Origin of the sequence: Paractinoplanes tereljensis (genome assembly GCF_016862435.1) — a bacterium.
Taxonomy (GTDB): Bacteria; Actinomycetota; Actinomycetes; order Mycobacteriales; family Micromonosporaceae; genus Actinoplanes; species Actinoplanes tereljensis.
This window is the reverse complement of the sequence record NZ_BOMY01000020.1, coordinates 186,639-207,815: the sequence shown is the minus strand read 5'-3', so window position 1 is coordinate 207,815 and position 21,177 is coordinate 186,639. Positions and strand designations below refer to the sequence as shown.

The following is a 21,177-nucleotide window of genomic DNA, read 5'->3' as shown; positions in this document are numbered from 1 at the left end:
GGACCTCGGACCTCGGACCTCGGACCCCGGACCCCGGACCCCGGACCCCGGACCCCGGACCCCGGACCCCGGGCCTGGAACCGGAAAGACCATCGTGGGAACGCCTGCTGCATGCGCTGCAAAATAGACCGGTGCCACTCTCAAGAATGGAGAGAATTCGGCTGCCTTTGGAAAAGAAGGCGCGGAGAATCGTTGTCTCCGACATGGCATCATGTCTAATTGGATTCTATTCTTGGCGGCTGCGACAAATGCCTTATTGTTGGGTTGGCGGCGCGGGCTCACATTGGTGGATCGGCGCTGGCGGCGTTGGTTAGGTGGTTGGTGATGAAGGTTCGCCAAATGGCTAACGCTGCAGGCGGCGTGTGGGTGTGTGGGCCGGATGCGGTTATCAGGCGTTTGGTGGGGGAGCTGAGCAGGTTGAACAAGGCCAGCTGGCCTTTGTAGGGGAAGACCTCGTCGTCTTGCTGGGCGTGCAGCAACACCGGGGCGGTGATTCGGGATGCGTCTGCGGTGATCCGTTCGGGGGCTGCCATGCCGGGGTGCATGGTGGTGCACTGCTGTAGGCCGAATTTTCCTAGGACTACGCAGCGGAAGCGGTCGTTCATCGCGGCTGCCAAGGCCAGGCCGAACCGTGCGCCCATGGACATGCCCAGGTAGCCGAGCCGGTCGCGGTCGATCTCGTCCAGCGCCGTTGCGGCGTTGACGGCGGCCTGCCAGTCGGCGGTCATCTGGTTCAGGACCGGCTCGATGCCGGCCTTGGCTATCAGGGACTGGTAGCGCTCGGCCGGCATGGGGGCCGGGACCCGGTCGCCGTGGTGTGGGCCGTCGATCGCTACCGCGGCGAATCCGGCCTGGGTGACGAACCAGCGAGCGTGGTCGACCATGCGGGCGCTTCGTTTGTGCCCGCTGCCGCCGTGGCCCAGCAGCACCAACGGCACCGGGGCCGAAGGCGACGGCGGCAACCACAGCACGCCGGGGACGCCACCCTGCGTTCCGGTCACACCAGCCTGCGTTCCGGTCACGTCGCCCTGCGGCCCGGTGGCGTCGCGCTGCGGCCCGGTGGCGCCGCCCTGTGGCCCGGTGGCGCCGCCCTGTGACCCGGTCACGTCGCCCTGTGGCCCGGTGATGCGGAAGGATCGCTCGACTACGCCGTCGATCAGCTGGTTGGTTAGCCACATGGGCTTCAGCCGACCGAGGCTGCGGCCTCTCGCTCGCGGTAATAGTCGCCGGCCAGCACCGGGGGATAGGCCGTGCCGCCGCCGATCGGGGGTGCGAGCGGCTCTACCTCCCGGTCCATGTCTGACTCGCAGAAGACGATCAGGCTGATCAGTTCCTCGTTCGGGTCGGCGTCGGACGGGGGCAGCACCCGGTGCCGGGTGGAACGCCAGCGGTCGCCGGTCCAGCGGGCCAGCAGGTCGGCGATGTTGACCGTGAAAGCGCCCGGCACGTATGGCGCGTCTGCCCACTCGCCGTCGCTGGTCTGCACCTGCAACCCGCCGTAACCCTGCTGCCGGTCGAGGATGGTGAGGATTCCCCAGTCGGTGTGCGGGCCTACCCGGAACTGGCCCTCGACCGGGGCGCCGGTGACCGACAGCGCCGGATAGCGGTTGATGTTGAACGTGTGCGGTGCGTTCCTGGTCCGCTCGACGAAGTAGCCGGGGTCCAGGCCCAGCGCCACGGCCAGCACCTCCAGCAGTTCCCGGTAGAGGTCCTGGACCTGCTCGGCGTACGCGGTGACTGGCTCTTGCAGGGTGGGCACCTCGGCCGGCCAGACATTCGGCATGAACCACGCCGGGTCGCCGCCGGGATCGTCGCGGCCTAGCGTGAACGTCTCCTTGAGGTCGGCCGTCGCCGCGTCGCCTACCTCGCCGTAGTACGCGTTCGCCTCGCGGCCCCGGGCGATCCACCCGCGTCCACCCACTCCCGTCCCGTACGCGTCCTTGATGCTGTCGGGCAGCGCGAAGAATGCGCGCGACGCCTCCCGGATTCGCTCCTTGAGCGAATCGTCGATGCCGTGCCCACTGACCAGGAAAAACCCGGAGTCCTGCATGGCCCGGTCCAGCCGGGCCGCGAGGCCGGCCCGCTCCGCGAGGCCGGCGGCCCGCCAGGCCGCGATGTCGAACAACGGAATGTCCGGCGTGCTCATCGATCACATCCAGGCTGAGAAGGGCAAACAGCCTGACGGTACGACGAGACTGTTACAGCCAACTAGCCTGCTGGTCATGTCCAGGTTCGAGATCACCTCGATAGGTACGGTCCGGAACGAGCGCACCGATGTTCAGCACACCGACAACTGGGGTGCGGTGCGCAGCACGATCACCGTGGATGAGCGGTTCGGCGAGGCGTGCCTGCAGGGCCTGGAGGGCTTCTCGCACGTCGAAGTGCTGTTCGTCTTCGACCAGTTCCCGGACGAGGGCGACTACCGTGAGCCGCACCCCTATCGCGGCCGCGCCGATCTACCGCCGGTGGGCATCTTCGCCGGTCGCGGCCCACGCCGGCCGAACCGCATCGGCGTGACCAGCTGCGCCATCGAGTCGGTCCGGGGCCGTGAACTGACGGTGGTGGGGCTCGATGCGGTCACCGGCACCCCGGTCATCGACCTGAAGCCGGTGCTGGTGGAGTTCCTCCCGGTCGACGTGGCCCAGCCGGGGTGGGTCAGCGGCCTGATGGCGGAGTACTTCAAGCCGTAAGCTCGACGCGGCGAACTGAAGGAGCTGGCTGATGGAATACCGCACGCTCGGTGGGACCGGCACGATCGTGTCGACGCTGTGCCTGGGCACGATGACGTTCGGCAACGAGAGCAGCGAGGAAGCGTCGCACGCTCAGCTCGACCGGTTCGTCGAGGTCGGTGGCAACTTCGTCGACACCGCCAACGTCTACTCGCGTGGCGTCTCCGAGGAGGTCATCGGGCGCTGGCTCGCGGCCCGGTCCGGCGCCCGCGACCAGCTCGTCCTCGCCACCAAGGGGCGCTTCCCGATGGGCGACGACCCGAACTCGGCCGGGCTGACCCGGGTGAACCTGTCCCGGGCGCTGGACGCGAGCCTGCGCCGGCTCGGTGTCGAGACGATCGATCTCTACCAGGCGCACGCCTGGGACCCGCTCACCCCGCTCGAGGAGACGCTCGGGTTCTTCGACGACGCGGTCCGGGCCGGCAAGATTCGGTACGTGGGGGTCAGCAACTTCCTCGGCTGGCAGCTGCAGAAGGCGGCGCTGCTCACCCAGTTCCGCGGGCTCGCCCCGATCGTCACCCTGCAGCCGCAGTACAACCTGCTGGTCCGCGAGATCGAGTTCGAGCTCGTCGACGTGTGCCGCAACGAGAACATCGGCATCCTGCCCTGGTCGCCGCTGGGCGGTGGCTGGCTCACCGGGAAGTACGTGCGGGACAGCACGCCTACCGGCGCCACCCGTCTCGGTGAGGACCCGGGGCGCGGCATGGAGGCGTACGGCCCGCGTAACTCCGACACCCGCACCTGGCACATCCTCGACGCACTCCGCGGGGTCGCCGAGGAACGCGGCGTGTCGATGTCGCAGGTGGCGCTGGCCTGGCTCGCCGACCGCACGGCGGTCACCTCGGTGATCCTCGGCGCCCGCACCGCCGAGCAGCTCGAGGACAACCTCGGCGCGGCCGGCCTGCACCTGTCCGAGAAGGAGACCGACCTGCTCACCGAGGCCAGCACCCCGGTCGTCGGCGAATACCCATATGGTCCGCAGGGAGTCGCCCAGCGCGACCGCAAGGTCTGAGCGGTCAGCACGTGGCGCAGATGATCTTCGCGGCGCGATGGTGCCGGTGACCCGGCCCGGTGCGCCCGCGCTGGACGGCCCGCGCATCGATCGGTGGGTCTCCGCGGCCGTGCCGTGGTGGGTGCCTCGGTTGGTGCTGTTCCTCGGATGGGTGGCGGCCGGAGCGGTCGCGTTGGCCACCGATAACGCGACGGGTGGGTACGGACCGGACCTGACGTTCGCGGTCGCGGTCGTCGTCTGGCTCGCCACCCCGGTCCTGCTGTGGTGGCTGCCGCTGGCCGGCTGCGCGGCCGGGGTGATCTTCGCCGTCCTGGACGTGCTCTACGACGACGTGCCGGCCGCGAGTGTGGCCTTCGGGATCCACGGCCTGCTCTGCCTGGCCACCATGGCCTGGCTGGTCTCGGCGCGCCGGCGGCAGGCCGCGGTCGTCGCGGAGGTGGCCGGGACGGTACGGCTGGACGAGGCGCTCGCCGGGCGGCTACGGGAGAGCCTCCCGGCGTGGGGATTGCGCACGGTGGCCGCGGTCCTGCTGGCGATGGCCGGGATCGGCGGCATTGCCTGGTACGACCATCGAGCCGCCCAGGTGGCGCAGCATGAGTCGGCGGCGACCCGGACCGAGGGCGTCATCCGCAGTGCCGACAACTCCGAGGGTGTGGTCGTCGTGGAGGTGCCGCAGCCGGTGCGGGTGGGCGTCCTGGACTCGTACCAGGTCGGGCAGGTCGTCCCGGTGCTGGTGGACGGCGATTGGGTGCGCCTGGTCGCCGAGCCCGAGGACGTCACCGGCTGGCTGAGCGCCGGCCTCGGTTCCCTCGTCCTGGCCGGTCTCCTGCTGTTCCGCGAGCAGCGCATGCGGTCCGCGCGCCGCCGGCTGTTGAGCGGCCCGCTGCCCGCCGTGGAACTGACCGCCGATCCGGACGAGCACGGCCGAGCCGTGCTGCACGGCGGCCTGGCGGTGCTACCGGTGGAGGCCGCGCCGATCCGGTTCACCCGGCCGCAGCTGACCGGCGAGGACGTGGATTGGACGGACGGCTGGCCGGCCGAGCAGGCGGAGGATTTCGGCGAGGACTGGCGCGGCGACGGTCAGCCGGACGAGCCAGCGACCGTGACGGTAGCCGGGGACCTTAGGGACGGCGGCTGGGTTCTGCTCATCACCGACTCCGCCGTCCTGCTTCCCGAGGCGCCGTTGCGCACGCCGATGGGCCGCCCCGCCGCGCCCGACACCCTCCCCGGGAAACCGCTCCCACCCACCGACCCGGGCGACCTGCCCGACCTGCCGCTCGTCCTGCGGCCACGCCGGCGCGACCGGGTGCTCGGCGCGTTGTCGCTGCTCGGTTTCGCCGCCGGACCCGCCCTCGTGCTGGCCGGCGTGCCCGACGGCTGGTGGGAGACCATCATCGTGCTCTGGCTGGGTGGCGTCCTGACCTACCAGGGCTGGGGCCGGCTTACTTCCCGGGTCCGGCTGACCCGCGGCGGCATCGAGGTGTACGACCGGACCCGCGTCCACCAGGTCCCGTGGCAGCGCCTGCACGGCGTGCGCTGCGACGACAAGGGACTGTGGCTCGCCTGGGATCCGGACATCACCGCCCGGGTGAGCGGCGTGGCCGAACGTTGGGGCGCGGTGATGCTGCGCCTGCGCGACCTCTCCCTGGCCGCCGGCGACCCGGGCGGACAGGCCAGCGCGCGCCTGGGCAGCGGTCCCGGAGTCGTGCTGGCCTATGTCCTCGTAGCGGCCGCGGCCATGTGGGTCTAGGGCGCGGCCAGCCGATCGTGTACCGCGTTGAGTAGCTCAGCGCGCGTGAACGGCTTTCCGACCACGGTTACACCGGGTTCGAGCAGGCCCTGGTCGGTCATCAGCGGCCCGGCGAAGCCCGACATGTACAGCACCGGCACCCCGGGCAGCACCGTGCGCAGCGCCTCGGCCAGTTCCGGGCCGTTCAGGTGCGGCATGACCACGTCGGAGAGCACGCCGTCGATCGGGCCGTCGTGGCGCCGGGCGATCTCCAGGGCTTCCTGACCGTTGGCGGCGGCCAGCACCCGGTATCCGTCCCGGGTGAGAATGCGGGTGACCACCTCGCGTACCCCGTCCTCGTCCTCGGCCAGCAGGATGGTGCGCCCGGCGAGCGCGGTGGTCCCGGGCTGCGGCGCGCCGGCCGGCAGTGGTTCGGCGGTGGCCGGCAGGTAGAGGCTCACCGTCGTGCCCCGGCCGGGAACCGAGTCGATGACCAGCTCGCCGCCGGCCTGCCGGACGATGCCGAACGCGGTGGCCAGGCCGAGCCCGGTGCCCTGGCCTTTCGGCTTGGTCGAGAAGAACGGCTCGACCGCCCGGTCGAGCACCTCGGGCGCCATGCCCACCCCTTCGTCCCGGACCGCGATCCGGATGTAGTCGCCGGGCGGCAACCCGGCCGGGAGATCCGCTCCCGCGTTACCGGTCTCCAGCGTCAGGGCGCCGCCGTCGGGCATCGCGTCGCGGGCGTTGATGGCGAGGTTGAGCAGGGCCTGGCTGAGCTGGTCGCCGTCGACCCGGGTGTGGCCGACCGCCGGATCGAGGTGGGTCTCGATCCGCACCTGCTTGCCGACCGTGGCCTCGGCCAAGTCACGCACCTCGGCGACCACGGTATTGGGGTGCACCACCGACGGCTGGACGACCTCCCGGCCGCCGAAGGTGAGCAGCTGATGGGCCAGGTGGGCGGCGCGCTGCCCGGCCCGGTGGATCTTCTCCAGGTCGCTGAGCATCGGGTCGGCGACCTCGGCGGTCAGCCGGGTGTCCACCGCCTCGCGCAGCGACTCCTGGGTGAACTCGCTGAACGACAGGATGATGTTCAGGATGTTGTTGAAGTCGTGCGCGATGGCGCCGCTGAGCCGGGCCAGGCCGTCGAACCGCTCGGCGATCCGGCGCCGCTCGGACAGGTGCCGCTGTTCCTCGGCCTCGACGACCGTGGTGACGTCGTCGACGGTGGCCACGAACCCGGTCTCGTCGCCCTCCTCCTGGGTGACCCGGATCCGGGTGTGCAGCCACCGGTCCCGGCCGTCGCCCAGGTGGATCCGCCCGTAGTAGTCGGCGTTCGCGGCCACCCGCAGCGCCGCCCGGTGTTCCGATGGCACGCAGCGCAGCCAGCCGAGCCGTAGCAGGTCGTGGCCGGTGGCGCCGGTGATGTCGAGCAGCCGGGGGTTCACGTACGAGGCCTGCAGGCCGATGCCGCCGGACACGATCCCGACCGGGGACAGGTCGGCGAGGGCCTGGAACCGGGCCTCGCTCTCGTCCAGCGCGAGCACCTTCTCGACCAGCTTGGCGTTCACCGTCCGCAGATGTTCGCTGGTCACCGGGCCGGTGGCCGGGGCGGTCCGCTGGCGCAGGGCCTCGTCGACCGCGGCGAGCAGTTCGGCCGGGTCAGCGGATTTGGCCACGATCCGCGCTACGCCGTACGCGTCGGCCAGGGATCCGGCCTCGTCGGGGGCGTAGTTGGCGGTGTAGAGCAGGACCGGGATGCCGGCCGTACCGGCGTCGGCCCGCAGGGCCTCGACGAACTCGTAGCCGTCCATCCCGGGCATGATCACATCGGCGAGAACGACGTCGGGGTGCAGCCGGCGGGCCAGGTCGAGGGCCTGCCGCCCGGCCGCGGCCTCGATCACCTGGTAGCCACCCTCGTCGAGGGTCATCCTGGCCACCTCGCGGTTGGTGGCACGGTCGTCCACGACCAGCACGGTGGCCAAGCAAGCCTCCTCAGCTAACTAACGGCAGCGTGACGGTGAAGACGGTGCCGTCCGGTCCGGTGGCCAGGTCGAGGGTGCCGCCGTGCCGGACCGTGGCCCGATGGGCCAGGGTGAGGCCGAGCCCGCTGCCGGCCACCTCACGCTCCTCGGCGGCGGCGCCGCGCTCGAAGGGCTGGAAGATCCGCTGCTGTTCCCCGGCGGCCAGGCCCGGTCCATGGTCGGCCACGGTGATCACCGAGCCGGTCACGGTTACCTCGATGTCGGCGGCGCTGCTGTATTTGATCGCGTTGTCCAGCAGTTCGGTCACGATCAGCTGGGCGGCGGCAGGAGTGATCGCGGCCGGGGCCGGGCTGGTCGATGCGTGCAGGTGGCGACCATGGTCGGCAGCAAGAGGGGCAAGCGAGGAGACGACCGAAGCCACGACCGCACCGCAGTCGATCACCGCCGGTGACTCGCCAACCGGGCCTTCCAAACGAGCCAGGGTCACCACTCGCTCGATCGTTGTCAGCAGACCGGCCGCACTGTCGGCGAGCATCTCCAGCTGCCGGTCCTGCTGCACCGGGTCGGCGCCGCCACTAGCGATCTTGCGGCGCATCAGGCCGGCCAGGCTGACGATGCCGGTCAGCGGGCTGCGCAGGTCATGGCCGAGTCGGGACAGGGTGGCGCCGTCGAGCACGCGTGCCGGTTCGGCCGTGATCACCGCCACCCCCACTTTGTCGGGAAACGCGAGCAATCATCGCATCGTAGTTGAGACGCTACAGAACGTGATGGTGTTTCGTGGTGTGCGCTGGGCACGGCTGGCCGGGATCCACCAGGTCGCCGCCGCGGTGACGATGCTCATCGGCGGTACGGTCCTGGTCGGCCACGCGCTGAACACCCAGCCGCTGGTCACCATCGCGCCGGGGCTGCCGCCGATGTCGCTGACCAACGCGGTGCTGGCGATCTGCGCCGGAGCCGCACTGTGGGCCGCCGGACCGGCACCGGCCGGCCCGGCCCGCCGCTGGGTGAGCCGCCTGCTCGCGGCGGTAGTGGTGATCGGCGCCGTGGTGATCATCGTCCGCCGCGGTACGTCACTTCCCCTCCCGTACCTCTCGTTCCTGGATCTTCCGGGTCGGCAGTTCGGTTTCGACCGCGGCAGCGGCCAGCCACCGCTGCGGTCGCCGGTGGCCTTCCTGCTGATCGGGCTGAGCCTGCTCGCGATCGACCTCGACGCCCGCCGCGGTCACCGTCCCGCGCAGTTGCTGGCCACCGCGGCGGCCCTGCTGGTCGGGGTGACCGTGCTGGCGGCCGGGCTCGGGCTCGCGCCGATTGCCGAGGAGGCCCACGCGTACGTCATGCCGATTGCGACCGAGGTATCTCTCCTGGCCATGGCGGTCGGGGTGTTGATGTCGCGGCGCGACGGCCTGGCCGTCGCGGTGTTCGGGAGCTCCTATCTCGGCGGGCGCACAGTGCGGCGGCTGGCCCCGGCGGTGGGTGGCGTGGTGGTCCTGATCGGCACGGTGATCGCCGCGATTAACCGGACCCAGCAGGCGATCGACGGGCTTGCCCTGACCGTCGCGATCAGCGTGCTGCTGCTGACCCTCTACCTGGTGCTGCTCAGCGCCGGTTTCATGCTCAACGAGGTCGACGCCCGGCAGCGCGACCTGATCGACGAGCTGCGGGAACAGCGCGACTTCAGCGAGACGGTGCTCGGCTCGCTGATCGAGGGGGTGCTGGCGATCGCCCCCGACGGCACGATCCTGCGGGTCAACGCCCGCTGGTGCGAGCTGACCGGGTTCGGCGCCGGCGAGGTCATCGGGCTGCGACCGCCGTACCCCTGGTGGCGGGACGAGCCGCACCTGAGGTTCGCCGCCGGGGACGCCGGCGAATTCGACGCCGAGCTGCACCGCCGCGACGGCACCCGGGTGCCGGTGCTGGTCAGCTTCCGGCACGTGGTGGACGGGACCCGGATGCTGGTGGTGACCTGCCGCGACGTCACCGAGCGGCGGCGGATGAACCAGCAGCTCGACCACTTCTTCACGATGTCCCGCGACCTGCTGTGCATCGCCGGCACCAACGGCTACTTCCTGCGGGTCAACCCGGCCTGGGAGCACACCCTCGGCCACTCGACCGCCGACCTGCTCGGCCGGCCGATTCTGTCGTTCGTGCACCCCGACGACCGGGAACGCAGCGCCGAGGCGGCCGCCCGGCTGTCCGACGGCAGCTCGGTGGCCGGGTTCGACAACCGCTTCGTGGCCGCCGACGGCGGTTACCGCTGGCTCAACTGGAGTGCCACCCCCGCCGACGAGCAGGGCACGATCTACGCGGTGGCCCGGGACATCACCGACAGCAAGAAGGCCGCCCTCGCGCTGGCCGCCGCCCGCGACGAGGCGCTCGCCGCGGCGCAGCTGAAGTCCCAGTTCGTGGCCATGGTCAGCCACGAGATCCGGACCCCGATGAACGGCGTCATCGGCCTGACCAAGCTGCTGCTGGACACCACGCTGGAACCGGCCCAGCGCCGCTACGGCGAGGCCATCCGCAGCTCGGCCCGCGCCCTGCTGGCCATCATCAACGACATCCTGGACTTCTCGAAGATCGAAGCCGGCAAGATCGCCCTGGCGCCGGACGACTTCGACCTGGGCAACCTGGTCGAGGAGGTCGCCCACGCGGCGGCCGCCGCGGCCCGCGACAAGGACGTCGACGTCATCACCTACTACCCGCCCGACCTGCCCGAACGGGTCCGCGCCGACGAGGGCCGGATCCGCCAGATCCTGCTCAACCTGGCCGGCAACGCCGTCAAGTTCACCCACGCCGGCCACATCCTGATCCGGGTCGATGCCACTTTTGGGGAGTACACCTTCAGCGTCAGCGACACCGGTATCGGCATCGACCAGGAGAAGATCAAGCAGCTGTTCGAGCCGTTCATCCAGGCCGACGCCACCACCAGCCGCGAGTTCGGCGGCACCGGGCTGGGCCTGTCGATCAGCCGCCAGCTGGTCGAACTGATGGGCGGCGAACTCAAGGTCGACAGCACGCCGGGGGAGGGCAGCCGCTTCCACTTCCGGCTGAGCCTCACCGAACCGGCCGGCCACCGCCCCCGCCGGGTGCGCGACGAGCTGGCCGGCCGCCGCCTGCTGCTGGTGGACCCCAACCCGACAAGCGCGGCCTTCCTGGCCGAACACGTCCGCACCTGGGGCACCGACGTCGCGATCGCGGCCACCGCGCCGGACGCCCGGCGCGCGCTGGCCGACGCCACCGCGGCCGGCCGCCCCTTCGACCTGGCGGTGGTCGACCACCACCCGCCCGAGCTGGACGGCGCCGCCCTGGTAGCCGAGATGGACGGCCCGGTGTGCCTGCTGCTGACCCGGGACGCCGCCGACCCGCTGCACAGCGGCGACGTGCTGGCCAAGCCGGTAGGCCCGTCGGCCCTCTACAACTACCTGCTGCAACAGCTGCGCCCACCGGCCGGCCCAGCACACAATGCCCACCGACCCACGGTCCCCGGCACTCGCAAACGGGTCCTGCTGGCCGAGGACAACGAGATCAACCAGCTGGTAGCGGTAGACACCCTGGACGCGCTGGGCTACGACGCCGACATAGCCCGAAACGGCGCCGAAGCGGTGGAGCTGGCCGCTTCCGGCGACTACGAGGCCATCCTGATGGACTGCCAGATGCCCAAGTTGGACGGTTACCAGGCAACAAGCCAGGTCCGAAGCCAGGAGGCAGGCCGCCACATCCCGATCATCGCGATGACCGCAGGCGTCCTGCAGGACGACCGCCGCCGCGCCTACCAGGCCGGCATGGACGATTTCCTGGCCAAACCCATAGACCCGGACGAGCTACGAGCCACCCTGACCCGCTGGACCACCCACCCAACCCCGTCCGCCTGACGCCAGCCGTTCCCCTCCCGCCCTTTCCAAATACGCCGTCCGAAAAGTCCCGTGGCACCAGTTCCCGCTGAGCGATCCTCACCCTCCGCGCGCCCGCACCGGGCGGGCCCGGCCCATCAGCCACCCACGCACTCTCTGCGGCCCACCCACGCCCGCGGCAGGCGTCCGCCCGGCAGGCGTCCGCCCGGCAGGCGTCCGGCCGCAGCACCCGATATTCCTTTTATATCCGGCATAGACCGCACGACCTGCGGAGTCCGGCTTCAGATCTTGTGGGTCTGCTGTCCTGCCCGCACCGCAACTTCACAAGGTCGCGCGGGGCGGCGTGGGCTGCGGCTATCGGTTTCAGATCTTGAGGGCCTGCTGTCCTGCCCGCACCGCAACTTCACAAGGTCGCGCGGGGCGGCGTGGGCTGCGGCTATCGGTTCCAGATCTTGAGAGCCTGCTGTCCTGCCCGCACCGCAACTCCACAAGATCGCGCGGGGCGCGCGGGGCGCGCGGGGCGCGCGGGGCGCGCGGGGCGCGCGGGGCGCGCGAGGTAGGCGGACGGGCCTCGCGAATGCGGGACGCCGACCTGGGACTCTGCGTGGCAGAGTTCGAGTCGGCGTCCCGGACGTCGCGGCTGGGGTGAGCCCCGCTCGCGTGGAGGTCAGGCTCGCTCGTACGGGATCTTCTCGCCGGCCTCTACCGCTACCGGCAGGCGGTTTTCGGTTGGGGGGAGGGGGCAGGTGGCGAAGTCGGTGTAGGCGCACGGCAGGTTTGTCGCGCGGGTGAAGTCGAGGATCACCGTGCCGTCGGGGTCGGGGACGTCGATGGCCAGGCTGCGGTTGGCGGCGTAGGTCGTCACGCCCGAGGTCTCGTCGGTGAACAGCGCGAAGAGCGAGCCCGGCGCGCGGCCGTTGAAGACCGTGAGCGCCAGCGGCGTGCCCAGCACCTCGAACTCGACCTGACCCGGCGACTCGTAGACGTGCTCGAGCCCCTCGACCGCCGCCCCGACGGTGATGTCCCGCGGCGCCGGGAACGGCACGAACTGGCCGGTCAGCACCCACTTCTCGTCGGGTTCATAAGCGGGCGTGCCCTTGAAGTCGACCCGCAGCGGGTTGTCCGGGTGCCGCGGGCGGACGACGTCGAAACCGCCGCGCTTGGCCACCTCGATGACCGCGTCGCCGGCGCCGACGTTGATGCCGTCGCGCTCGGCGATCACGCCGAGCTCCTGCCGCCCGGTGACCTCAACCCCGTCGATGGTCAGCGACTCGCCGTCGGCCAGCTCGACGACGACGCCGCCAGGCCCGGTGGACCACGAACCCGGCGCGTCGGGGAACCGCTGCGGGGTCTCGGTGAGGAAGTTCAGGCTGGTGATGGCCAGGAACCCGTGCGGGTCGGCCAGCTTCTGCTCGTGCTCGGTGTGCCACTGCGCCCAGGTCATGGATCCCAGCCTATCTCTACATCCGGAGTAGGACATAGGGGCCGCGTTACGATCTTGGGATGTACGTGCTCTTCCCCGGCCGGCACCACCTGCTGACCCGCTTCCAGGCCGACTTCCTGCGGCGCCAGGCAGGCCACGAGATCGTCTGGGCGGTCACCTCGGCCAACCACGAGAACACCAAGCGCAACCCGGTCCCGTACCACCGCCGGGAGGCCGCCATCGAGCGCCTCAGCGTGCTCAGCGACCTGCGCTCGGTCGTGGTGCCGATCTTCGACGCCGCCCCGACCAGCGCGTTCGCCGAGGTGACGCTGAAGACCGTGGCGGTGGAGACCGGGCTCGACCTGACCCCGCAGAACACCGTGGTGGCCTGCTCCACGCCCGAGGTCGCCGCCCTGTACGAGAAGCTCGGCTTCCCGATCGTCCCGGTCGAGGACGACCCGGCCCTGGACACCGTGCCCGAGCGGCCGTGGGACGTGCTGCTGCGACTGGCGGCCGGCGACGAGACCTGGCGTGAGCTGGCCCACCCGGCCACCATCGACGTCTTCGAGCGCTACCGGTTGGTCGACTCGGTCCGCACCGCGGTGAACGATCCGCTGGTCGGCGACGAGGGCGGCCTCACCGCCACCCGCGACTACCGGACGTACGTCGAGGCCTTCGCCGACGCGGCCGACCGCAAGTGGTCCGCGGTCCGGCAGTACGTGCGCCCGGGCCGGATCGTCGACATCGGCTGCGGCGCCGGCTCGCTGCTGGAGCTGGCCGACCGCGAACCGGGCCTGCACGAGAGCGACCTGATCGGCGTCGAGGTGGCCCGCCACCTCTACCAGGAGTGCGTGCACAAGAAGGCGCAGGGCGTGTTCCAGAACGCCAACGTGTACTTCTACCAGCGCAACGTCCTGGGCGGCGCGATCTTCGCGGACCGCTCGGTGGACACCACGCTCACCTTCGCCCTGACCCACGAGATCTGGTCCTACGGCTCCCGGCGCGAGTCGCTGCTGCGCTTTGCCCGGCGCATCTTCGACCACACCGTCCCCGGCGGCGTCTGGATCAACAGCGACGTGTGCGGCCCCGACGACCTGCACCGCCCGGTGCTCCTGCACCTCGCCTCCGGCGACGGCCTGAACCCCGCGACCCCTCGGCACGACCTGACCGGTCTGGCTTCCGGCGAGGTCCGGGCGTACGTCGAAAGCCTCTCGACCCGCGCCCGCCTGGACCAGTTCACGGCCGATTTCGCCTTCCCCTGCGAGTTCGAGCCGGTAGGCGAGTCCGCGGTCCGGATCGAACTGGGCGCCGCCATGGACTTCCTGACCCGCAAGGACTACGTCGACAACTGGCTGTCCGAGACCCACGAGCAGTTCTGCGGCCTGAGCTTCCCCGACTGGCGCGACCTGCTGACCGAGGTGGGCTTCGAGCTGGACCCGGCCTCCACCCCGATCCGCAACGACTGGGTGATCGAGAACCGGATCGCCCCGGTGGCTTCCCTGACCGACCTGGACGGCCACCCCGTGGACTGGCCGTCCACCCACCTGCTGACCGTCGCCCGGCGGCCTATTTGGGGGTCCAGCCGATAGCGGGCGCGATGTGCTTGACGATCGTCTCCAGGATGCGGGCGTTGTAGGCGACGCCGAGCTGGTTGGGGACGGTGAACAGCACGCTGTCGGCGGACCGTACCGCCTCGTCGGCGGCCAGCTCGGCCGCGATCTGGTCAGGCTCCCCGGCGTACGTCCGGCCGAAGCGGGATCGGACCCCCTCGAGTAGCCCCACCTGGTCTTCGTTCTCCTGATTGCCGAAGTAGAGCCGGTCGATCTCCTCGGTGATCGGCAGCACGCTGCGCGACACCGACACGCGTGCCTCGCGGGTGTGGCCCGCCTCTTTCCAGGCATCCCGGTAGAGCTGGATCTGCTCGGCCTGCAGCTTGTCGAACGGCACCCCGGTGTCCTCGGACAGCAGGGTGGAGCTCTGCAGGTTCATGCCCTGCGCGGCCGCCCACTGCGCGGTCTGCCGGGTGCCGGCGCCCCACCAGATGCGGTCGCGCAGCCCCGGCGACTGCGGCTGGATGGCCAGGCCACCACTGATCCCGGTGCGGGCCGGGTCGGTGCGGGCCACCGCCTTGCCGCTGATCGCATCGAGGAAGATCGACGTCTTCTCCCGGGCCAGATCGGCCGCGGTCGTGCCTTCCGGCGGCACGTAACCGAAGGTGTAGGCGCCGTTGAGCACGGTCTCCGGGGATCCCCGGCTCACTCCGAGCTGAAGCCGCCCGCCCGAGATGAGATCGGCGGCCGCGGCTTCCTCGGCCATGTAGAACGGGTTCTCGTAGCGCATGTCGATGACGCCGGTGCCGATCTCGATCCGCCGGGTGCGCGCCCCGATCGCCGCGAGCAGCGGAAACGGCGACGCGAGCTGCCGCTCGAAGTGGTGCACCCGCACGTACGCCCCGTCGACCCCGAGCTCCTCGGCCGCCTCGGCCAGCTCGATGGTCTGCAGCAGCGAGTCACCCCCGCTGCGCGTCTGCGACCCCGCCGCATCCCGCCAGTGCCCGAACGACAAAAACCCGATCTTCTTCTCCACGACGGCACCAACCCGGTCGGGTGACGCCGGATTCCCGAGAGTGATCGTTAAGTGATTGTCAACGGATGGTCACATTGATCAGGTTCGTCCGGGGTGGGGCGACAGGGATCGATAAAGGGGGATAGCATACAAACCCCATAGATCTTGAGGAGCGTCAATGCGGCGAGCTCTGACCCTCGTCCTCCCGGGCCTCCTGCTGCTGGCGGCCTGTGACGGCGGCGGTGGCGGCAGCACCTCGGCGAGCGGTGATTTCGACCCGGCGACCTGCCAGGGCGGCACCCTGACCGTGCTGAACCAGGGCGGGATCACCCATCTCGACCCGGCTCGGCTGTACACATCCGGTGGCGGCAACATTCCGTCGCTGCTGTTCCGGACGCTGACCACCCGCAACCGGCAACCGGGGGAGGCCGGCGCCAAGCCCGCGCCCGACCTGGCCACCGACCTCGGCACGCCGTCGGACGGGGCCAAGACCTGGACCTACAAGCTGCGCGACGACGTCTTCTTCGAGGACGGAACCCCGATCACCTCGGCCGACGTGAAGTACGGCATCGAGCGCTCGTTCGCCCCGGAACTGCCCGGCGGCGCGCCCTACCTGCGCGACTGGCTGCAGGACGCGGCCAGCTACCAGGGGCCGTACAAGCAGCCCGAGGGCATCAAGTCGATCGAGACGCCGGACGACAAGACGATCGTCTTCAAGCTCAGCAAGCCCGAGGGTGACTTCCCGTTCCTGGCCACCGCGACTCAGTTCGCGCCGGTGCCGAAGGCCAAGGACAAGGGCGTGGGGTACGAGGCGCACCCGGTCTCGTCGGGGCCGTACCAGGTCGAGTCGTACGAGCCGAAGAAGTCGCTGGTGCTCGTGCGCAACACGCACTGGTCGAGCAAGAGCGACACCCTGCGGTACGCCTGCCCGGACCGGATCGAGGTGACCGCCGGCCTGGACGCCGCCGTGATCAACCAGCGCCTGGTCAGCGGGGCCGGCCAGGACGCCAACGCGGTCACCACCGACGCCTCGGTCGGCCCGGAGCAGCTGGCCCAGCTCGGCAACGGCGGGCCGCTCGACAAGCAGGTCGCCCGGGGTGAGTTCCCGGCCACCTACTACCTGGCGTTCAACACCAAAAAGGCGCCGTTCGACAACCAGAAGGTACGGGAGGCCCTCTCGTACGCGGTCAATCGCACCTCGGTTGTCAACGCGCTCGGCGGAAGCACCATCGTCGGCTCCTCGACCACCTTCCTGCCGCCGCAGAAGGCTCTCGGCTACCAGCAGTACGACCACTTCCCGGCCGGGGACACCGGCGACCCGGCCAAGGCCAAGGCCGTGCTGGCCGAGGCCGGCCTGACCAACCTGACGATCGAGCTGGCCCACTCCAACTCCGACGACAGCGGGTACGGCCCGAAGGTCGCGGCCGCCGTGCAGGAGGCGTTCAAGCAGGCCGGCGTGACGGTGAAGCTGACCGCGATCGACGACGCCACCTACCGGGACGTCACCGGCAAGCCGGCCACCGAGCCGGGCGCGTCCCTGCAGTACTGGGGAGCCGACTGGCCGTCCGGCGGCCCGTTCCTGATCCCGATCTTCGACGGCCGGCAGATCATCACCGCGGGCGGCAACTTCAACCTCGCGCAGTACAACGACCCGCAGGTCAACGCGGAGATCGACGCCATCAACGCGCTCACCGACCAGTCCTCGGCCCAGGCCCGGTGGGGTGCCCTCGACGAGAAGATCGGCAAGCTGGCGCTGACCATCCCGCTGGCCCACGAGAAGGACGTCTTCCTGTTCGGCAAGAACGTCAAGAACGCCGTACCCGACGGCTGGCGCGGCACCTACGACCTGTCCCGGATCTCCGTCAAGTGAGAACCCTTCGTCGTGATCGCGGCTTCCTGGTGGGAGCCGCGATCGCGGTGTTCATGATCCTGGTCGCCGCCACCGCACCCCTGCTCGCGGCGGTGGCCGGCCAGGACTACACCACGTACCACGACAACCTGCTCGACTCGGCCCGCGGCGGGGTGCCGCTGGGCGGGCTCGGCGGGATCAGCTCCGAGCACTGGCTCGGTGTCGAGCCCGGCACCGGCCGCGACCTGTTCGCCCGGGTCGTCTACGGCGCCCAGGTCTCGCTCGGCGTCGCGGTCGGCGCCACCGTCCTGGAGGTGCTGATCGGCCTGCTGGTCGGCACCGCCGCCGGGCTGGGTGGCCGCTGGGCCGACGCGATCCTGACCCGGTTCGTCGACCTGGTGCTCGCGCTGCCGATCCTGGTCATCGCCATCTCGCTGCTGGCGATCGTGCCGCAGGACTGGCCGCGACCGTTGCTGCTGGCCACGGTCATCGCCGTGCTGGGCTGGGGCGGCACCGCCCGGATCACCCGCGGCGAGACGCTGACCCTGCGCACCCGCGACTACGTGGCCGCGGCCCGGCTCTCCGGGGCCGGCTGGTTCCGGATCGCCCGCCGCGAGATCCTGCCCGGCCTGACCGCGCCGGTGCTCACCTACGCGGCCCTGCTGCTACCCACCAACATGATCGTCGAGGCCGGCCTGTCCTTCCTCGGCGTCGGCGTGCGCACGCCCACCCCGTCCTGGGGGCAGATGCTGTCCACCGCGACCACCTGGTTCCGGGCCGACCCGATGTACGTACTCATCCCCGGCGGACTGCTCTTTCTCACCCTGCTGTCGTTCGTGCTGGTCGCCAACGGGCTGCGCCGCGCGCTCGACCCGCGGCAGAGCGAGGTGCTGCGATGATCGGCTACCTGGTGCGCCGGCTCGGCGGGGCGGTGCTCGTGCTGTTCGGGCTGTCGCTGCTGCTCTACGGCCTGTTCTACCTCGCGCCCTCGGACCCGGCCATCCTCACCTGCGGCAAGGGCTGCACCCCCGAGCGCCTGGCCGAGGTGCGGCACGCGATGGGCGTCGACGAGTCGATCTGGGCGCAGTACCAGCACTTCCTGACCGGCCTGGTCGCCGGCCGGGACTACTCGTCCGGCACGCTCACCCGGCACTGCCCGGCGCCCTGCCTGGGCTACTCCTTCGAGACCGACCAGCCGGTGACGAAACTCCTGCTCGACCGCTTGCCCGTGTCGGCGTCGCTGGCCTTCGGGGCCGAGGTGCTGTCGCTTGTCGCCGGGATCGGGGCCGGGCTGCTGGCCGGGCTGCGCCGCTACCGCTGGCTGGACCGGATCGTCAACGGGCTGGTGCTGGCCGGCTACGCCGTACCCGTATTTCTGGTCGGCCTTTTGTTGCTCTTGCTCTTCTGTGTGCAGTTGCAATGGCTGCCGTTTCCCACCTATGTGCCGCTGACCACCGATCCGCTGGCCTGGGCGCAGAATCTGCTGCTGCCGTGGGTTGCGCTCGCGGTCATCCAGACCGCCGCTTACGCGCGGCTGACCCGCGCCGGCATCCAGGAAACCCTGGCCGAAGACCACATCAGAACAGCCCGGGCGTACGGGCTGCCAGAGAGCCGGATCGTGTGGCGGCGAGCCCTGCGCGGCGCCCTGCTGCCGCTCGTGACGCTCACCGCGATCGATCTGGCCGCCATCATGACCAGCGCGGTCCTGACCGAAACGATGTTCGGCCTCCCCGGCGTCGGCCAGCTGCTGGTAGGCGCGGTCAACCAGATCGACCTGCCGGTGGTGGTCGGCGTGACCCTGCTGACCGGCCTGCTGATCGTCGCCGCGAATGCGATCGCCGACCTGCTCTACGCCGCCGTCGACCCACGGGTGGAGCTGCGATGACCGATCTTGTCGTGGAGGACCTCCGCATTCGGTTCGGGGAGACGGTTGCGGTCGACGGGCTGTCGTTCGAGCTGCCGGCCGGGGGTGCGCTCGGCATCGTCGGGGAATCCGGCTCGGGGAAGAGCGCGACCGCGCTTGCCCTGCTGGGGCTGCACACCGCCGCGACCGTCGAGGGGCGCATCACCTTCGGCGCGGACGACCTCACCGCGCTCACCGAACGCCGGTGGCGGCAGGTGCGCGGGGCCGAGATCGCCATGGTCTTCCAGGAGCCGCTGACCGCGCTCAGCCCGTTCCACACCATCGGCGACCAGATCGCCGAGGTCTACCGGCTGCACACCGGCTCGACCCGGCGCGCCGCCCGGGACCGGGCCGTCGAGGTGCTGCGCCAGGTGCACATCCCCGACCCGGCGCGGCGGGCGGCCAGCTATCCGCACCAGTTCTCGGGCGGCATGCGGCAGCGTGCTCTGATCGCGATGGCACTCTCCTGTCGCCCGCAGCTGATCGTCGCCGACGAACCCACCACCGCCCTCGACGTCACCGTGCAGGCCCAGATCCTCGACCTGCTCGACGAGGTACGCGAAACCACCGGCACGTCCCTGCTGCTGATCAGCCACGACCTCGGCGTGGTCGCCGGCTCCACCGACCGGGTCGTGGTCATGCGCCGCGGCCTCGCCGTCGAACAGGGAGCGACCGACGCTGTGCTTGTCGCGCCCCAGGCGGCGTACACCCGGGAATTGCTCGCGGCCGTGCCCCGCGCCAAGCCGCCGCGAACGATCGACGGTGGGCCGCTGCTGCGGCTCGCCGGAGTCCGCAAGCATTTCCGCCAGCGCCGCCGAGCTGAGCCGGTTCGGGCGGTCGACGACGTCACCCTGGACGTGCGGGCGGGGGAGACGCTCGGCATCGTCGGCGAGTCCGGCACCGGCAAAACCACCCTGGCCCGCCTGATGACCGGCCTGCTCAGCCCGTCAGCCGGCACGATCACCCTGGACGGGGTGGACATCACCCGGCGGCGAGGCGGCTCGGTGCAGATGGTCTTCCAGGACCCGATGTCGTCGCTCAACCCGCGACGAACCATCGGCGAGAGCATCGCGGACCCGTTGCGCCTTTCGGGCGTACGCGATCCGCGCCCCACCGTGGAAGACCTGCTGCTGAGGGTGGGCCTGACCCGAGCGTTGTACGACCGTTTCCCGCACCAGCTGTCGGGCGGCATGCGCCAGCGGGTGGGCATCGCCCGAGCCCTGGCCCCGCGCCCCCGCCTGATCGTCTGCGACGAGCCGGTGTCCTCCCTGGACGTGACCACCCAGGCCCAGGTGCTGTCCCTGCTGGAGGATTTGCGAGCGGAGTTCGGCCTGACCATGGTCTTCGTCTCGCACGACCTGGCCGTGCTGCGCCAGATAGCCGACCGAGTGGCGGTCCTCTACGAGGGCCGAATCGTAGAGCTCGGCGACACGGCCGAGGTCTACGACCAGCCCCAGCACGCCTACACAAAGGAGCTGCTGGCCGCAGTCCCGGTCCCCGACCCAGCCGAGGCCCGCCGCCTGAGAGCCCTCCGCCGCGCCCAGGTCACCGCGTGACCTCCCGCCGCCCGATCCTGACTCCCATCCAGCCCTAGCGCTCCCAGACCGCACCCACCGACCCCCATCGAGCGGAGCCCGCCCGCCAGCCCGCCACGCGATCTTGCTGAGTTCGCGTCTGCTACAGACCCCACCTCCTCAAGATCGACCGCGCGCGGCGCGGCGAGCGCGACCGCGAAGGTTGTCGAGCGCGAGTCCAATGCGAACGCCAGCTTCCCAAGATCGCTTGCGGGCCGCGGGCCGCGGGCGGCGGGCCGCGCGACGAGCGAGGCGCCGAGGTTGTTGAGGTCGTGCGCGTTGCAAGCGCCAACTTCTCAAGGTCGGCCCATGGCTGGGGAGCCCGCGCCGAGGTTGTCGAGTTCGTGCTCGTTCCGAGCGTCAACTTCCCAGGGTCGGCCTTGGTCGGGGAGCCCGCGCCGGGGTTGTTGAGGTCGTGTTCGTTCCGAGCGCCAGCTTCTCAAGGTCGGCCCATGGCTGGGGAGCCCGCGCTGAGGTTGTTGAGGTCGTGTTCGTTCCGAGCGTCAACTTCTCAAGGTCGGCCCTTGGCTGGGGAGCGCGCGCTGAGGTTGTCGAGTTCGTGT

15 protein-coding genes are annotated in these 21,177 nt (G+C 70.7%); 9 read left to right on the top strand and 6 right to left on the bottom strand.

The window, feature by feature from the left end; all coding sequences use genetic code 11:
- Positions 1-278 precede the first annotated feature (278 nt).
- Positions 279-1,178, bottom strand: coding sequence for an alpha/beta hydrolase (locus tag Ate02nite_RS14370; protein ID WP_203805477.1), 900 nt, complete (start codon positions 1,176-1,178; stop codon positions 279-281).
- Positions 1,179-1,183: 5 nt separating this feature from the next.
- Positions 1,184-2,146, bottom strand: a complete 963-nt coding sequence (locus tag Ate02nite_RS14365; RefSeq protein WP_203805475.1) for an isopenicillin N synthase family dioxygenase — start codon at positions 2,144-2,146, stop codon at positions 1,184-1,186.
- 76 nt (positions 2,147-2,222) lie between these two features.
- Between Ate02nite_RS14365 and Ate02nite_RS14360 the strand changes: the two genes are divergently transcribed.
- The 3 genes from Ate02nite_RS14360 to Ate02nite_RS14350 are packed head-to-tail and all read left to right on the top strand — an operon-like array spanning position 2,223 to position 5,491.
- Positions 2,223-2,690 carry an SAM-dependent methyltransferase gene (locus Ate02nite_RS14360; protein WP_203805473.1) on the top strand — a complete coding sequence of 156 codons (468 nt, stop codon included), beginning with the start codon at positions 2,223-2,225 and terminating at the stop codon, positions 2,688-2,690.
- Positions 2,691-2,721: 31 nt separating this feature from the next.
- Positions 2,722-3,741 carry an aldo/keto reductase gene (locus tag Ate02nite_RS14355; RefSeq protein WP_239147400.1) on the top strand — a complete coding sequence of 340 codons (1,020 nt, stop codon included), beginning with the start codon at positions 2,722-2,724 and terminating at the stop codon, positions 3,739-3,741.
- 46 nt (positions 3,742-3,787) lie between these two features.
- On the top strand, positions 3,788-5,491 hold the full coding sequence (locus Ate02nite_RS14350) for a hypothetical protein (RefSeq protein WP_203805471.1): 1,704 nt from the start codon (positions 3,788-3,790) through the stop codon (positions 5,489-5,491).
- Here Ate02nite_RS14350 and Ate02nite_RS14345 read toward each other — a convergent pair.
- On the bottom strand, positions 5,488-7,443 hold the full coding sequence (locus Ate02nite_RS14345; RefSeq protein WP_275422876.1) for a hybrid sensor histidine kinase/response regulator: 1,956 nt from the start codon (positions 7,441-7,443) through the stop codon (positions 5,488-5,490). The two genes, Ate02nite_RS14350 and Ate02nite_RS14345, sit on opposite strands and share 4 nt — an antisense overlap.
- 19 nt (positions 7,444-7,462) lie before the next feature.
- A complete protein-coding gene (locus Ate02nite_RS14340) occupies positions 7,463-8,185 on the bottom strand; it encodes a sensor histidine kinase (protein ID WP_203805468.1) in 723 nt (240 codons plus the stop codon).
- 34 nt (positions 8,186-8,219) lie between these two features.
- Here Ate02nite_RS14340 and Ate02nite_RS14335 point away from each other — a divergent pair, with 34 nt between their 5' ends.
- Positions 8,220-11,321 carry an ATP-binding protein gene (locus tag Ate02nite_RS14335; RefSeq protein WP_239147406.1) on the top strand — a complete coding sequence of 1,034 codons (3,102 nt, stop codon included), beginning with the start codon at positions 8,220-8,222 and terminating at the stop codon, positions 11,319-11,321.
- Between the two features lie 646 nt (positions 11,322-11,967).
- Here Ate02nite_RS14335 and Ate02nite_RS14330 read toward each other — a convergent pair.
- Positions 11,968-12,744, bottom strand: coding sequence for a DUF1684 domain-containing protein (locus Ate02nite_RS14330; RefSeq protein ID WP_239147399.1), 777 nt, complete (start codon positions 12,742-12,744; stop codon positions 11,968-11,970).
- Between the two features lie 59 nt (positions 12,745-12,803).
- Here Ate02nite_RS14330 and Ate02nite_RS14325 point away from each other — a divergent pair, with 59 nt between their 5' ends.
- Positions 12,804-14,312, top strand: coding sequence for a class I SAM-dependent methyltransferase (locus Ate02nite_RS14325; RefSeq protein ID WP_203805462.1), 1,509 nt, complete (start codon positions 12,804-12,806; stop codon positions 14,310-14,312).
- Here the strand turns inward: Ate02nite_RS14325 and Ate02nite_RS14320 are convergent.
- Positions 14,290-15,309 (bottom strand): LLM class flavin-dependent oxidoreductase, encoded by a 1,020-nt coding sequence (locus tag Ate02nite_RS14320; protein ID WP_203805460.1) that lies wholly within the window; start codon positions 15,307-15,309, stop codon positions 14,290-14,292. The genes Ate02nite_RS14325 and Ate02nite_RS14320 overlap by 23 nt on opposite strands.
- Positions 15,310-15,466: 157 nt before the next feature.
- Here Ate02nite_RS14320 and Ate02nite_RS14315 point away from each other — a divergent pair, with 157 nt between their 5' ends.
- Genes Ate02nite_RS14315 through Ate02nite_RS14300 form a run of 4 tightly spaced genes read left to right on the top strand, consistent with a single transcriptional unit; the run spans position 15,467 to position 20,596 of the window.
- Entirely contained in the window at positions 15,467-17,158 is a 1,692-nt protein-coding gene (locus Ate02nite_RS14315; RefSeq protein ID WP_203805459.1) for an ABC transporter substrate-binding protein, read from the top strand.
- Entirely contained in the window at positions 17,155-18,036 is an 882-nt protein-coding gene (locus Ate02nite_RS14310; RefSeq protein ID WP_239147398.1) for an ABC transporter permease, read from the top strand. Before Ate02nite_RS14315 ends, Ate02nite_RS14310 begins: the two co-directional genes overlap by 4 nt.
- Positions 18,033-19,022, top strand: coding sequence for an ABC transporter permease (locus Ate02nite_RS14305; protein ID WP_203805457.1), 990 nt, complete (start codon positions 18,033-18,035; stop codon positions 19,020-19,022). Before Ate02nite_RS14310 ends, Ate02nite_RS14305 begins: the two co-directional genes overlap by 4 nt.
- The gene (locus Ate02nite_RS14300; protein WP_203805455.1) at positions 19,019-20,596 is read left to right on the top strand and encodes a dipeptide ABC transporter ATP-binding protein; all 1,578 of its coding nucleotides are present in this window, start codon (positions 19,019-19,021) and stop codon (positions 20,594-20,596) included. The genes Ate02nite_RS14305 and Ate02nite_RS14300 overlap by 4 nt, the downstream gene beginning before the upstream one ends.
- Positions 20,597-21,177 lie beyond the last annotated feature (581 nt).

What these genes read in the sequence shown, in the direction of transcription:
- Ate02nite_RS14300 (WP_203805455.1), top strand. Translation starts at nt 19,019, where the DNA reads ATGACCGATCTTGTCGTGGAGGACCTCCGCATTCGGTTCGGGGAGACG.
- Ate02nite_RS14325 (WP_203805462.1), top strand. Translation starts at nt 12,804, where the DNA reads ATGTACGTGCTCTTCCCCGGCCGGCACCACCTGCTGACCCGCTTCCAG.
- Ate02nite_RS14365 (WP_203805475.1), bottom strand. Translation starts at nt 2,146, where the DNA reads ATGAGCACGCCGGACATTCCGTTGTTCGACATCGCGGCCTGGCGGGCC.
- Ate02nite_RS14305 (WP_203805457.1), top strand. Translation starts at nt 18,033, where the DNA reads ATGATCGGCTACCTGGTGCGCCGGCTCGGCGGGGCGGTGCTCGTGCTG.
- Ate02nite_RS14360 (WP_203805473.1), top strand. Translation starts at nt 2,223, where the DNA reads ATGTCCAGGTTCGAGATCACCTCGATAGGTACGGTCCGGAACGAGCGC.
- Ate02nite_RS14370 (WP_203805477.1), bottom strand. Translation starts at nt 1,178, where the DNA reads ATGTGGCTAACCAACCAGCTGATCGACGGCGTAGTCGAGCGATCCTTC.
- Ate02nite_RS14315 (WP_203805459.1), top strand. Translation starts at nt 15,467, where the DNA reads ATGCGGCGAGCTCTGACCCTCGTCCTCCCGGGCCTCCTGCTGCTGGCG.
- Ate02nite_RS14330 (WP_239147399.1), bottom strand. Translation starts at nt 12,744, where the DNA reads ATGACCTGGGCGCAGTGGCACACCGAGCACGAGCAGAAGCTGGCCGAC.
- Ate02nite_RS14355 (WP_239147400.1), top strand. Translation starts at nt 2,722, where the DNA reads ATGGAATACCGCACGCTCGGTGGGACCGGCACGATCGTGTCGACGCTG.
- Ate02nite_RS14335 (WP_239147406.1), top strand. Translation starts at nt 8,220, where the DNA reads ATGGTGTTTCGTGGTGTGCGCTGGGCACGGCTGGCCGGGATCCACCAG.